This is a genomic window from Algoriphagus taiwanensis, assembly GCF_036245645.1.
GTDB lineage: Bacteria > Bacteroidota > Bacteroidia > Cytophagales > Cyclobacteriaceae > Algoriphagus > Algoriphagus taiwanensis.
This window is the reverse complement of the sequence record NZ_BTPE01000007.1, coordinates 215,472-229,169: the sequence shown is the minus strand read 5'-3', so window position 1 is coordinate 229,169 and position 13,698 is coordinate 215,472. Positions and strand designations below refer to the sequence as shown.

The 13,698-nt window shown below is 44.2% G+C and carries 15 protein-coding genes; 5 read left to right on the top strand and 10 right to left on the bottom strand.

The annotated features are described in order from the left end of the window. Positions 1-203 precede the first annotated feature (203 nt). From AAA938_RS11985 to AAA938_RS11970, 4 genes are all read right to left on the bottom strand, one after another. Positions 204-521 (bottom strand): DMT family transporter, encoded by a 318-nt coding sequence (locus tag AAA938_RS11985; RefSeq protein WP_312324582.1) that lies wholly within the window; start codon positions 519-521, stop codon positions 204-206. Positions 522-599: 78 nt separating this feature from the next. Then, entirely contained in the window at positions 600-1,160 is a 561-nt protein-coding gene (locus AAA938_RS11980) for a Crp/Fnr family transcriptional regulator (protein ID WP_312324583.1), read from the bottom strand. A gap of 50 nt (positions 1,161-1,210) precedes the next feature. Then, complete coding sequence (locus AAA938_RS11975; protein ID WP_338228971.1) at positions 1,211-2,377, bottom strand: tyrosine-type recombinase/integrase; 1,167 nt, start codon at positions 2,375-2,377, stop codon at positions 1,211-1,213. A 370-nt stretch (positions 2,378-2,747) separates the two neighbouring features. Continuing rightward, entirely contained in the window at positions 2,748-3,863 is a 1,116-nt protein-coding gene (locus AAA938_RS11970) for an NAD(P)/FAD-dependent oxidoreductase (protein WP_338228970.1), read from the bottom strand. A 163-nt stretch (positions 3,864-4,026) separates the two neighbouring features. Between AAA938_RS11970 and AAA938_RS11965 the strand changes: the two genes are divergently transcribed. Both AAA938_RS11965 and AAA938_RS11960 read left to right on the top strand, forming a co-directional pair. Then, a complete protein-coding gene (locus tag AAA938_RS11965; protein ID WP_420915740.1) occupies positions 4,027-6,516 on the top strand; it encodes a zinc-dependent metalloprotease in 2,490 nt (829 codons plus the stop codon). A 77-nt stretch (positions 6,517-6,593) separates the two neighbouring features. Then, entirely contained in the window at positions 6,594-7,007 is a 414-nt protein-coding gene (locus AAA938_RS11960) for a Fur family transcriptional regulator (RefSeq protein WP_338228968.1), read from the top strand. On the opposite strand, the gene AAA938_RS11955 is transcribed toward AAA938_RS11960, so the two are convergent. Beyond that, positions 7,004-7,234, bottom strand: a complete 231-nt coding sequence (locus tag AAA938_RS11955; protein ID WP_338220538.1) for a hypothetical protein — start codon at positions 7,232-7,234, stop codon at positions 7,004-7,006. The two genes, AAA938_RS11960 and AAA938_RS11955, sit on opposite strands and share 4 nt — an antisense overlap. 148 nt (positions 7,235-7,382) lie before the next feature. Here AAA938_RS11955 and AAA938_RS11950 point away from each other — a divergent pair, with 148 nt between their 5' ends. Then, on the top strand, positions 7,383-7,856 hold the full coding sequence (locus AAA938_RS11950; protein ID WP_338228967.1) for a YcxB family protein: 474 nt from the start codon (positions 7,383-7,385) through the stop codon (positions 7,854-7,856). Positions 7,857-7,907: 51 nt separating this feature from the next. Here AAA938_RS11950 and AAA938_RS11945 read toward each other — a convergent pair whose 3' ends face one another. Beyond that, the gene (locus AAA938_RS11945; protein WP_338228966.1) at positions 7,908-8,408 is read right to left on the bottom strand and encodes a fasciclin domain-containing protein; all 501 of its coding nucleotides are present in this window, start codon (positions 8,406-8,408) and stop codon (positions 7,908-7,910) included. A gap of 177 nt (positions 8,409-8,585) precedes the next feature. Here AAA938_RS11945 and rlmH point away from each other — a divergent pair, with 177 nt between their 5' ends. Both rlmH and AAA938_RS11935 read left to right on the top strand, forming a co-directional pair. Next, positions 8,586-9,059, top strand: coding sequence for a 23S rRNA (pseudouridine(1915)-N(3))-methyltransferase RlmH (rlmH, locus tag AAA938_RS11940; protein ID WP_338228965.1), 474 nt, complete (start codon positions 8,586-8,588; stop codon positions 9,057-9,059). A gap of 233 nt (positions 9,060-9,292) precedes the next feature. Then, positions 9,293-10,123 (top strand): hypothetical protein, encoded by an 831-nt coding sequence (locus tag AAA938_RS11935; RefSeq protein ID WP_338228964.1) that lies wholly within the window; start codon positions 9,293-9,295, stop codon positions 10,121-10,123. 88 nt (positions 10,124-10,211) lie between these two features. On the opposite strand, the gene AAA938_RS11930 is transcribed toward AAA938_RS11935, so the two are convergent. The 4 genes from AAA938_RS11930 to AAA938_RS11915 all read right to left on the bottom strand — a co-directional run bounded on the left by AAA938_RS11930 (position 10,212) and on the right by AAA938_RS11915 (position 13,684). Then, positions 10,212-10,664 (bottom strand): DUF6252 domain-containing protein, encoded by a 453-nt coding sequence (locus AAA938_RS11930; RefSeq protein ID WP_338220544.1) that lies wholly within the window; start codon positions 10,662-10,664, stop codon positions 10,212-10,214. Between the two features lie 117 nt (positions 10,665-10,781). Next, complete coding sequence (locus AAA938_RS11925; RefSeq protein WP_338228963.1) at positions 10,782-11,297, bottom strand: FKBP-type peptidyl-prolyl cis-trans isomerase; 516 nt, start codon at positions 11,295-11,297, stop codon at positions 10,782-10,784. Between the two features lie 18 nt (positions 11,298-11,315). Continuing rightward, positions 11,316-13,019 carry a capsule assembly Wzi family protein gene (locus tag AAA938_RS11920; RefSeq protein WP_338228962.1) on the bottom strand — a complete coding sequence of 568 codons (1,704 nt, stop codon included), beginning with the start codon at positions 13,017-13,019 and terminating at the stop codon, positions 11,316-11,318. Further along, a complete protein-coding gene (locus AAA938_RS11915; RefSeq protein WP_338228961.1) occupies positions 13,016-13,684 on the bottom strand; it encodes a hypothetical protein in 669 nt (222 codons plus the stop codon). The genes AAA938_RS11920 and AAA938_RS11915 overlap by 4 nt, the downstream gene beginning before the upstream one ends. Between the last annotated feature and the right edge of the window lie 14 nt (positions 13,685-13,698).

Here is a 13,698-nt window from a genome sequence, read left to right as displayed (position 1 = left end):
AATTAGATGGCTTTTCAAACGTGACGAGCAATTCTGAGGAGACTTTTTCAGCTATCAAGTCCTACAAATCCAACTGAAATTCCGATTCAATCCCCATAAGAACCTCACCGGTTTCGTGCAACAGCGCTTTCATGCTTGGCTTTGCAAGCCGCACGAAAGCTTAGTTGTTATGTGCTGTGCATTTTAACAACTTCACAGGGCAGTTAAAATACTTTTAATCCAACTATTCCAACGATGATGAGCGTTGCCGACAATAGTCTAAATATATTAGCCGAATCACCAAAGAAGAATATGCCAATTAGTAATGTTCCAACAGCCCCGATACCTGTCCATATAGCATATGCGGTGCCAATTGGAATTGTTTTTTGGGCATAAAACAATAATACACCGCTAACTACCATAGATGCTATGGCTAGAGTTATCCATCCAAATTTATACCCATCGCCATTCTGAGCCATTTTTAAACCTAGTGGCCAACCGATTTCAAAAATACCTGCAAGAATCAATGCAATCCAATTCATAATCTTTTTTTTTGTTTACGCAAAGTTAAAAAATTGAATCAAGAAAAAATTTTACAAATGATAAAAAATGGATGGTTACTATATTTCTCCCCTTATTCTACTTAGGCTTACTTGTGTTATTCCTAAATATGAAGCGATGTGTCCTAGTTGTACTCGCTGAATTAAGCTGGGATTATCTTTTAAAAGTTGCTTGTAACGTTCTTTTGCGGTTCGGAATTGTCGGGAAATAAGCTGTTCTTCCATTTTCATAAATTCCTGTTCTAGGTATCTTCGTCCCCAATTTGCAATGTGTATGTCTTCGTCAAAAAGTTTCCGAAGATTTTGGGTTTTCAATTCATAAAGTTTACAATTCTCCAGCAGCTCAATGTCTTCATATCCTTTTTGATTGGCAACATAACTTTTCATAGAAATAATGGCGTCACCCTCTTTACCAAACCAAAAAGTTATCTCGTTGTCGGCTGTTTTGGTGTAAGCCCGAACAATTCCTTGTTTGATAAAATAAATGTTCTTTTCTATTCTGTCAGCCCGTAACAAAATATATCCTTTTGGATAACTTACTTCGTCAATGTACTTTTTGAGTGTCTGTTTAGAAGTTTCGGTGAGCGGATAAATATTGTCAAGAATATTGTCTATTGTCATCGGTACGTTGTCGTTTTAGCATAGCACATAACATCCCGATAAATCCCATCTTATCTCGCAGTTTCGTGTATATCCCTTATGTACGAGCTGGATTTTCTGGCTGTTTCTGAGGTCAAATTAATCAATTCGGTGATCTGATCAAGGGGGGATACCACATTTTTATTTGATACTGCCAGCACATGGCTGTAGATTTCTGTCGTCTTGCTACTGGCATGACCAAGCAAGACCTGAATCATCCTCAGATTGGTCCCACTCTGCAATAAGTGAGTAGCAAAGCTATGTCTGAGTGTATGGACTGTGGCCCAAGGATTGGCTCCGCTCTTTTGAACAGCGACCCTGAAAATATTCTGAATACTCTTGACCGAATATTGTCCTCCCTCTTGTCCTTCAAATAACCAATAGGAAGGTTTGTATTGTCTGTAATACCTTCTGAGTTCTCCTAGCAAAATAGGAGATAAGACTGTTTTTCGGTCCTTTTTATTCTTCGATCCCTTGATAAAAAGGTAGCCTTCGTCCGAATGAACATCCCTTATCCGAAGTCGAACAGCCTCGCTGATCCGGAGTCCGGCACTATAGATTGTAAGTAAAATTGTTTTATGCTTCAGATTGGATGTGGCTTGGATGATTCCTGCGATTTCTTCCTTGCTTAGAATGTTGGGAAGCGTTTGGGAAGCCTTGGGGCGCTGAATCTCATAGTATTCTCTGGGCTTTCCCAAGACATGTTCATAGTATGCCTTGATGGCATTGATTAGGCTATTCTGAGCTGATTCAGAAATTTTATACTTGTTGATTTGATGGTAAACAAAACCCTCTATTTCCTCTTTGGTGATGGAGGTCAACTCCCTTTGCTCAAAAAATCTCAAAAACTTGGCAAAGGCTGTGGCATAATTCCCCAAGGTGGAAGGACTGTAGGCCTTTAGCGTAAGTTTTTGGCGAAGCTGGCGTAGGGCTTCCTCGCTTTTCTCTGACAGGGAAAACTTGGGTTGGGCATATTCGCGATTTTCGCTAGTCTCCTCGATAAGCTTTTCACCAAATAGTACCTTGACATTTTTAATGTTTTCTGGTGTATTTACCAGACTCCAAAGTTTCTGAGAAGCATGGTAGAAACTTGTATTGAGCTTTTTGAATGCTTCCCGCTCTGCTTTTAGTGAATAAGGGATATACACCTTAAATCTGCCTGACTTTTGTCTTGGGAGATACAAAACAATCTTTTCCATCTTTTTGGTAGAAAATTGAATTATTCACCCAATTCAAGTCGGTAGTTAAACGCTTATATCCGATTGTAAGCGTTTGTAAACGTTTGTTATCGACTAAAAAAAGCAAATCAATTCATCTTGGCCCTTTCTTTTACATTAACAACTAGTCTAAATAGATTGCTTATATTGTCAAATTCTAGACCTTTAGTTACTTCCTGATTCAGATTGGGGATTTTCCTCACTTCCTTATCCCATGGTTTCATTTTCCTCCTCTAAAAGTAGAATCTCCTTAGTACCAATGAACCTAAAAGAGAGGCTGTATAGATTTTGCAATTTCTCCCTACTCCCATTTTGCCAGCTATCTCCAAAATCGAAGGTGAAGTCAAACTTTTCAAAAAGGCTGGCCGTGGGTATTTTTAATTATCAATCGGGCTATAGGAGGGACGTGTTGGATAAGTTTCCGGGCGAAGACGGAAGAGCCTCCCGAACCAAAAAGTCGCTGTACCTGTCGGCCTACCCAAAGCCGCTTTTCGAATTCCCCTCTCCAAAGCCTTTCATAGGTAGTTTCGATTTCTTGGCGGGATTTGCCGGATTGAATGGCCTGAGCCGCCAAGATTCCGGCGTGAATAGCCATGGCCATCCCATTGCCGCAAAGAGGCGTGATCAGACCCGCTGAATCTCCCGCCATCAGGATGTGGTTCTCTACCGGCTTTTTGGGCTCAAAGTTGATTTCGGTGATCACCTCCGGTTTGTCAAAAAGAAACTCACTTTCGGCCCAGACTTTTCTCAGGATGGGATTTTTCCAAAGGACTTCCTCCTCCATCGCCTCTATGCTGCCGTAGGTTCTCAGCTGCTCCCGATCACCGAGGTAGCAGAGATTAAACTTCCCCTCCTCAATGGCATTCAGCCCGCAATATCCCCCACGGAAGTTGTGCAGGGCGACAGCATCTCTCACGTAGTCTGTCCGGATATGGTATTTGACTCCCAGATACGGGCTTCTTTTATCGATAAATGGCCTTCCGAGCTTCTTGTCCAATTTGCTTCTTTTGCCAAAGGCGCCGATTACCTGCTTTGCCTGGAGCTCGCTGTGATTGGAAAGCACAAGTCTGAATCGGTCCTCTTTTTCCAAAAACTCCAGCTCTTCCACCTGCAGGCCAGTCAGACAATGGGTTCCCTGCTGCTGGATTTGCTGAAAGATCCAATCGTCCAGCACAAACCGACTGATCCCAAATCCTCCCAAATCCAAAGGAATCTGCACGCGCTGACCGGAAGTATCACTGAACTCAAAGGTTTGGATTTGGGGAAGCTCCATCCCATCCGGCAGAAGTCCATGGCTTTGGAGAAACCCCAGGGCTTCATTGGACAGGTATTCTCCGCAGACCCGGTGAAAAGGATAGGTCTTTTTCTCGATCAAAACGACCTCATGTCCGCTTTTGGATAAAAGATATGCTGAAACCAAGCCTGCCAGGCCTCCTCCTATGACTGCAATTTCAAATTCTGACTTCACGGAATGCCTTTAATTTGTTGATTCAACCGCTTATAAAAAAATAAGTTTCCCTACGCTCTAATCTACTCGAATGGAAGTTACTTTAATTCGACAAATCAATTATCAAACCATGAATAAAACACTACCCAAATTACTGAGGAGAACGGCTTTTGTCTTCGGAGTGATGGGTGCTCTGATTAGTTCGGAGGATACCTTTGCTCAGAAGAAAAAGAAGAAAGACGATTCTAAGCCAGCAGCAGCAGCCCCAGCTACGCCGGCAAGACCCCAAAACGGGGGAAACAACAACGGTCCTAAGCCTTACAAAGAGGTCATCACCAATAAGGCCAAAACCAAGGATGGGCTTTTCAAAGTCCACGAAATCGAAGGCAAGTACTTCTACGAAATTCAGGATTCCCTTATGGGAAGAGACATGCTGATGGTCGTAAGAATTGCCAAAACTGCTGACGGGATTGGTTACGGTGGAGAAAACACCAACAATCTGATGGTGCGTTGGGAGAAAAACAACGACGATGTGCTTTTGAAAGTGGTGTCTGTCAACAACTATGCGGCGGATTCCCTTCCCATCTCCCTAGCAGTAAAGGCTTCCAATCTGGAGCCCATTCTTCAGAAGTTTGCCATCAAATCCAAAGGTACTGACTCCACAGGAACGGTGATCGAAGTGACTGATCTGTTCAGCAAAGACAATCAGGCTTTGGGCTTGCAGAGAAACAGAAGAACTCAATACAAAGTATCCCGACTGGATACCGACCGATCTTACATTTCTCACATCAATTCCTACCCGATCAATATCGAGTCCAGATATGTCCTGACCTATGCAGCGGCTGAGCCTCCATCAAACAGCGCCACCGGTTTGATCACTTTGGAAATGAATGCATCTATGATTCTCCTTCCTAAGGAGCCGATGATGCAGCGATTGGCAGACCGCAGAGTGGGTTGGTTTGCCAGGTCCTATGTGGACTATGGCGCCGATGAGCAAAAAGCTTCTTCCAGACGCTATCTAGACCGTTGGAGACTGGAAGTGAAGCCGGAGGATATGGAGAAATTCAAAAGAGGTGAATTGGTAGAGCCGGTGAAGCCGATTGTTTATTACATCGATCCTGCTACCCCTAAGAAGTGGGTTCCTTATCTGAAGCAAGGGGTAGAAGACTGGCAGAAGGCCTTCGAAGCCGCCGGTTTCAAAAATGCGATTATCGCCAAAGAGGCTCCTAGCCCAGAAGAAGACCCTACTTGGAGTCCTGAAGATGCCCGTTACTCTGTGATCCGATATTTTGCTTCTGATATTCAGAATGCCTACGGACCTCACGTGTCTGACCCTCGCTCCGGAGAAATCATCGAATCCGATATCGGATGGTATCACAACGTAATGAACCTGCTGAGAAACTGGTTCTTCATCCAGACTGCTGCGGTCAATCCGGATGCCAGAAGCGTGAAGTTTGACGATGAGGTGATGGGTAGATTGATCCGATTCGTGTCGGCTCACGAAGTAGGACATACATTGGGGCTTCCCCACAACTTTGCCTCTTCCCATGCCTATCCGGTGGAAAAACTTCGAGATGCTGCCTTCACCAAGGAAATGGGTACTGCTCCATCAATCATGGACTATGCTCGATTCAACTACATTGCGCAGCCTGAGGACAAGGGCGTAAGCTTGATGCCAGACGTAGGTCCTTACGACAAATATGCCATTGCTTGGGGATACAGACCGATTCCGGAAGCTTCTACTCCAGAGGAGGAATTGGCTACCTTGAACCAGTGGATTTTGGACAAAAAAGGAGATCCTGTCTATCGCTACGGCCGTCAGGGCAATAGCTACGATCCGACTACTCAGTCTGAAGACTTGGGTGACAACTCCATGAAGGCTTCGGAATATGGTATCAAAAACCTTCAGCGAATTGTCCCTAATCTGATCGAATGGACTGCAGAAGCAGACAAGCCTTACAAGGATTATGCAGACCTGAATGAAATGTATGGCCAAGTCATTGGTCAGTTTAACCGATACATGGGTCACGTGCGCACACATGTCGGCGGTGTGATGGAAGTCTACAAGTCTTCCGGGCAAAATGAAGCGGTCTACACGCACAATTCCAAAGAAATGCAGAAGTCTGCCGTGGACTTCCTCAACAAGCAGCTTTTCGCTACTCCTTCTTGGCTGATGGATGAGAGCATCATCGCCAGAATCGGTGACTTTGGTGCACTGGAGAGAATCCGTGGCATTCAGGTAGGTACCTTGAATGGAATCTTGGAGTGGGGCCGTCTGGGCAGAGTGATCGAAAATGAGGCGATCAATGGAAATGATGCCTATAAAATCACCGAGCTTTTTGATGACTTGAGAAAAGGCATCTGGACGGAACTTTCCTCCGGAAGATCAATCGATGTCCACAGAAGAGCGCTTCAGAGAGCACACATTGAAAGACTCGAGCTTCTCTTGACAGGAAATGAGCCGAACTTGCCAGCTCAGTTTAGAGCTTTTGCAGGACCTCAGATCAATGCCTCTCAATCCGATATCCGTCCAATGGCTTTGGGCGAATTGAAGACCTTGAGAACTCAAATCCGAGGTGCAATCGGACGTACCAGCGACCGAATGAGCAAGCTTCACTTGGAAGAAGCGGTAGATCGAATCAATAAAATCCTCGCAGAGTATTCCGGAGAATAAATCAGGAAAGGGTGCCGAAACAGGCACCCTTTTTTATGCTTTCAAATTTTGAGTTAATTTGAGGTCAAATCAGAATCATGAGTAGTCCCGAAAAAATATTGAAAAGCCATCAGCTGCGAATTACAGACTGCAGGCTGGAAATCATTCAGGAATTTTTGGATAAAAACATTGCCCTTTCCCATGCAGATCTCGAGGAGATGCTGAAGGATAATTTTGACCGGGTGACGATTTACAGAACGTTGAAGACCTTTCTGGACAAGGATCTAATTCATAAGGTCCTGGACGATGGTGGCGCGACCAAATATGCCCTTTGTGCCCATGGAGAAAATGAGCATGACCATAGCCATGAGCATGTGCACTTCAAATGTGAAGTTTGTGGAGAGACGACTTGTCTGGATGATATTGATTTGCCGCAGGTCTATTTGCCCAAGGGATTCGAGAAAAAAGAAATGAGCCTATTGGTGCAGGGTGTCTGCGACAAGTGCCACTAATAATCCACCGGTTCTGGCGTTTTGGTTTTCTTTGGTGAATCGGAAGGCCAAATTACTCCCGGGGGCAAGTCAATTTTAGGTGGTGTGAAATTCTCTATTCCTCCATCTCCATCATCGTTGTTGCTCTTACCCTTTCTCAGGGAATTTTTGGTCATGGTAGCAACAAAATAAATCAGGATGACATAAGCCACACCGCACAAGAAGAGATCAATCACAAGACTATTCATGGCTAAAAATTTTTTATAAGATAAATCAATACTGCTTTTAAGTCAATGGTTTGGCATTTTTGTTTTTGGCTTTTGCCTGATAATGAATGGAGTCAACTTGCTTAATCTCCAAGATAGGTGGATATTTGCGGACTCAAATTCTCGACTGATGATAATTAAAACCAAAAAATACCAATTAGAAACCGGTACCTATATCAAAATGGGCCTTGTATCCATTCTTAAGGAACAGTGGTGGGTCATTTTGATCGCTTTGGCGATTTGCTGTGGATATTTTTGGATTGCTTCCATTTGGTGGATTATCGGTGCACTGATTGCTTATGGCCTTTATGTGTTGTTTTGGGCCATTCAGTTTACCGGAGTGACTCAAATGGAGCAGAATAAACCGATTTTCCAGAAGATGGGCTATGAAATTGACAGCCGTCAAATCCTGATGAAGATCAATGCCCGCGAAGGAATGCCGGTGCAGTGGAACATGATCAAAAAGGCAGAAATGACCAAAGATGCATTCGTCCTTTATCTTTCCAAGGCTCAATTCATTCACCTGCCTTTTCGAATTTTCAACTCTGACAACGAGAAAAAGTTTCTCGAGACCATCCTGAAGAGAAAGGAACTGATCAAATAAAAAAAGAGGCCCTTGATTTCGTTTCAAGGGCCTCTTTTTGTATTGTTTCAATTACATGGAAGGAAGAATCACGGTATCGATCACGTGAACGACTCCGTTGCTCGCCTCGATATCAGCAGCAGTCACAGTGGCATTGTTCACCATTGCTTTTCCGTCTTTCAAAGAGATAGTCACTTCCTGGCCTTGTACAGTTTTAGCCTTCATGCCATCTTTCAAGGTAGAAGACATTACTTTGCCTGGTACCACATGGTAAGTCAATACTGCAACCAATTGAGCCTTGTTTTCAGGCTTCAATAGGTTTTCTACAGTACCTGCAGGCAGTTTTGCAAAAGCATCATTGGTAGGAGCGAATACGGTAAATGGTCCGTCTCCCTTCAATACATCCACCAAATCGCCAGCCTTCACAGCTGCTACCAAGGTGGATAGAAACTCAGTCTGAACCGCCAAGTCGACAATATCAGCCTCAACCTCATGTACTTGAGTTGATTTGTTGGTGAAAGAAGATGCCAACACTACGGTAAGCACCATTAGAGTGGAAAGTAATTTTTTCATGGGTAGAAATATTTTTGGTTAGTGTGTTTCGAACAGGCTGTTTAAGACGAATGTTTTTCCAGTCTCCGTTAAGTAATTCGAATGGAAAAATGAAGGTAGAGTCGGGGTATTTTGGGGATTGACGGAGATTTTCGGAGGAAAACCTTGTCCTTTTGAAGAATTTCGGATATTTATTCCATGCAAATCAAACTGATCGCCATCAGAAAGACCGACCATGCGGCCCTACAGACTTTGGAGAAGGAGTATTCTACACGCTTGGGTCATTACATCCGATTTGATTTTGAGCAAATCCCCGACTTGAAGAATACCAAATCCCTTTCGGAAGCAAGCCAAAAAGAGAAGGAAGGGGAACTGATTCTCAAAAAAATCCAAGCTTCGGATGAGGTGATTCTTTTGGATGAAAAAGGGAAAAGCTTCACTTCAGAGGAATTTGCGGACTTTTTGCAGAAGAAAATGAACTCCGGTCTGCGTCAGCTCATCTTCGTCATCGGGGGCCCCTATGGCTTTTCAGATGCAGTCTATGCGCGAGCCAATGGAAAAGTAGCTCTTTCCAAAATGACTTTTTCCCATCAGATGATCCGGCCGTTTTTTATTGAGCAACTCTACCGGGGCATGACCATTCTCCGGAATGAACCCTACCATCATAAGTAAATTCTTATGATTATCGGCAACGATGCCAGCGGGTCAAAATGGCATTGACTTGGTACGACCGGCTCACCAAGCGTCGATCGGCATCCGGATTTGCCTTTATTTTTGGCAGAGGAGGTAAGAGGATAATCACATAAATTTTAACCCTTTGACCACCAACATTTTCCCCATTTGTTTTGTTAATGTTAACAAATTGTTAATTTTGATTCTATTCATTAACATTAGCTTCATGACCAATGAAGAACTTACTACTCACATTGCTTATCCTTTCCGGACTTGTCCTTCAGGGCAAGACCCAGGAATTGGTGGGTACAAGTGAGGGGTTGGTTTTTTCTACAGATGCTGAAAAAGCGCTATGGACTGAAGGTGAATCCAACCTTTTTCAACTATTTAGAGCGGTACAGGCCAAGCCTGAGTTTTCTTCTGATAGTTGGGTGGATTTAGTAGAGGAGCTGGATTCCAAAGCTCAAAAAAGTGGGGATCAGCTAGCCCTGCTGAGACAGATTTTTCAAAAAACCCATCAGAAGCTTCTCAAAAAATACGAGCAGCATTCCACCTTCAATGCGATGCTTTCCGCAGGAAAGTACGATTGTGTCAGCGGATCTGCAGCTTTGGGCTTGCTTTTGGAGCGCTACGGTTTTGAATTCGATATCGTAGAGACCGATTATCACGTCTTCTTGGTGGTCAATCTGGAAGGGAAGAAAATTGTCCTGGAAAGTACCCTTCCTGTGGGAGGGATGATCACTACTCCTACGGAGGTTCAAAACTACCTCAACGCCTACCAACCTGAGAAAAACGCCCAACGATATAACTTGAACCAAACCATTGCAGGACCTGTAGTGGACTATTCTGACAACTCTACTTTTAGAATAGTGACTTTGAAAGAGCTGGCCGGACTACAATACTACAATGATGCCATTGTGCATTTCAACAAGCAGGCTTATGGAAAGGCCGTCGATCAGCTTTCCAAGGCGTATTTGCTGTACCCCTCAGATCGGATTGACGGACTTCGGGATCTAAGTATCGACTTGGCCTACAAATCCTACGGCTACGATCTGAGAAAATAAAAAATGGCCTCCTGAATTCTCAGGAGGCCTGCTTTTGCTCAATCACCCCAATTGAGTAAGTCTGAAAAAATCTATTTTTCTGAGGGGATTACCTCATGATGTTGACATCCGTAAAGCTACCATTGGTAATATTTACTTCTGTGCCACCACCCAGTGCGGGTCTCGCCTTGAAGGAGAATGTACCGGACACCTTGTTGTTTTCCAACTTAGTAATAGTCAAGGTTCCTGAAATAGCATTGTGAACCACTTGATCAGAGGTAATCCAAACTGCATTTCCTGCAAGGTTGAAATTTCCTGTCCGCTCTTCGGTCATGGTCAATGCCAAGCTGGATCGGTCAGTAGCTCCCGCACCGATTGCAAAAGCTGTAAATCCGGCTACATTTTCAATTCTGCTGTTTCCGGCACCCTTCCAGGCTACTCCATCGATAGTCATTTCCACATTCAGTGCACCTTGAGGGACTTCATCATCGCTGGAGCAAGCCATAAAAGCCAATACAAAAGCCAAAAGGGCTAATTTTCTTAAAATTTCGATTGTTTTCATTTCAGTAAAAGGTTTGGTAGTAAAAGATTTCTTACCAAAATTACCGGACCCTTTACTTCCAGTCCATAAGGCAAATGCCCTAGATTCTAGGGCATTTTTGAAATAGTTGGAAAATAATCAGTGATGATGATGGCCATCGGGGCCATGAGCATGCCCATGCTCGATTTCAACCGGTTCGGCATCCCGTACCAGCATCACCTTTCCCTCAAAATAGAGGTCAAATCCTGCCAAGGGAGGATTAAAATCCATGTGAACCCCTCGATAGTCCACTTTGGTGATTTCCCCACGCATCTGATTTCCTTTATCGTCCTGCATAGGAATGACCTTCCCTACCCGGAGTAGATCTTTGTTCTTTTTTCCTTCTTCTTTGAAATTGGCCTTTGGGATAATGACTTTTTTATTCTCGTCGTAGTCACCGTATCCATTTTCGAAGTCTATAAATACTGAAAAAGTGTCCCCTGCCTCCTTGCCTGCGATGGCCTGTTCAAATAAGGGTAACACGTTTTGGTAGCCAAAAAGAAAGTAAAATGGATTTTCCTCTGATACCGTCTCAAATAGCTCCTGCCCTGACTCTCCATCATCCACTTTTAGGGTATAGGCTACAGCTACGACTTTGTCTTTTTCTGCTTTCATAGGGTAAATGGGCTGAGATTATTGAAATAAATAGGTGAGTCCGATCTGACCGACAAAGTTTTTCCGGTCATACCCGGGCACAAAGTATTGGTTGGGATCATTTTCCAAAAACCACTTGTAGTTGAGCGTATTGACATATTGGAATTTACCTGCCAACAGGAAATTGCCAAACTTCCACTCCGGAGTCAAGGAGAATACCAGATCGACATATTTATTTCGGAAATCCTTGGAGGCCTCATATCGGTAGTAGTAGAAGTCGTTGTTGTATTCAATTCGCTCGAATTGAAACCCGATTTTCTTAAGCCCTTCTACCCAAGCCACACCAAAAAACAACTGATTACTTGCAGGACCATTGCCGATGCCCAGGACCTGTCCCTGATGGGTATATCCGTGTCTGACATGGTCATGAATGTACCAAGTGCGAAGCTGCCGAATGTCATCCCGAATAGTCTGACCGGATAGCGTCATCTCAGAGCTCAGTTCTAGGAAGCGTTTGGGGTTTTTAAGTCCTACCAAATGAGCAAAGCCAAAAGTGAAGGCTCTTCCTGATTCCGGTGTCGTGAGGAAGTCGTTCAATCTTCTGTCGTTGTCCCGTGTACCATATTCTCCGTAAAATTCAAATCTTCCTTCAGGACTGAGCCAGCGGAAAAATCCCGAGCTGAATTGCTGTCTTTTCTCCTGGATCGGATCATACACATTCTTGGCCTTTTTTCGGCCGTTGAAAAGGGGTAAAGCATCTCCCAAACTGCTCACATCACTTCGGTAGAGATGATTGACAGTGCCATAGCCCAAGAACAATCCGGGTACCCATTTAGGCTGATAAGTCAAAATCAAACCGGATAGGTAGCGGTTTCCATCCTCACGCTTGGGCATGTAGACCGGATTTTGCTGGATGGAATAGTCCGGCCAAGGGGGTAAGAAGTTTGTACTTTTCAGAAATCCGGAGACCAATTGCCCTTCAAACCCTCCAAGAAGGGTCTGAACAGGTTTTCGGGTATTCAGGGTGAAATGCAGGAATCCAGGAGCGTTGTTGCCTAGTAAAAGGGAATTTCTCCGTCCGGGTCCCCACCAAAGGTTCTCTGAAGAAATCCCGATAGAATATTCCTTGTGGTTGAACCGAAGGCTGGACTGACCCAAATAAACCCGGTTGAAGGCTTCCTCTCCAAATCGCTCCGGCATATCAATTCGGTTCATGTACTCATAGTAAAAAAGGATCGTGGCCTGATGCTCGATTGGGAATCCCAGGTAGTCTTTGTTTTGAGCCAAAAGAATCTCCGGCTGAAACTGAAGGGAAACCTTTCCATATTCCACATAAGCACCCGGACTGATGACTTGCTGAAGCCCCCGGTTGGGAATCATGGCCCCGTCATTTACCCCGAAAGCATACTCAGAATTGAATTGCACCCGGTAGGTTCCCGGAAGGGTCAGAAACTTGCCTTTGCCTTCTTTGCCGAATCTCCAGTGAAAATAGGAATTGTCCAAGTCAACCACCGAACTATCCAAGTCAAAGCCATGCGCAATTCCCATAGCATCGGCCGGGTAAATCGGTCTGATCATGAAAGAGGAAGCCGAATCCACTTCACCCATCAGCTGCAATCTCCTCAAGTAATCGTCCAGTACAGGTGTGCTCACCGGGATAGTTTGTGCACTCACACTCAAGCCAATTCCCCAAAGAACGAGAATAATCAATCCTATATTTTTTCCGCTGAGCCTGCTCATCATCTGTTGGTTTGGATGGCTTCCACCATGATTTTTGAAATAGACCAGGACTCATCGCAAATGGGATCCGGAGAATTGACCTGTTTCAATTCTGCTCCCATGAAGACTTTTACAGACGGATTGCTATGCTCTATCAATTCCTCGATTTGGTATCGGGTCGTATAGTTGGCAAATGCGCCGAAAATACATAGACCGGGTAGGTTGGTCTGAATAGCGCCGGTTTTCGGGGTATTTTGTCTGAAAAAGGTATTGGGGTAAGACTGGTACAAACAAAATGTAGACTCACAGGGTGAATTGGAGAAGGTAGTTCTGAAAGTTTCCGTCTGGTCAAGCCCCAGGTACCAATAATCCGGGCCAGAAATGCCGTCGTCCGGATTGCCATCCCAGCTATCATGAATCAGGATTTCTACTGTGACTTTGATGAAATTATGAGCAGGAAGTTCTTGCAGATTTACTGCCACTTGCTCGTTGTGATATATCCCTGCGATGGTATCATTTCTCCAAATAAACAATTTCCCGTTTTCAAATCCGGCCAAATTCAAATCGGAAAAATCATTGGAATAAACGACAATCTGATTTTCAACGGTTTCCACACAAGAGCTAACTGCGCAAACTAACCCTAAAATCAGGCCGATGCTTGCACGCCACAGCCACTTACCTATTCTCATGGATTGATTTTTAC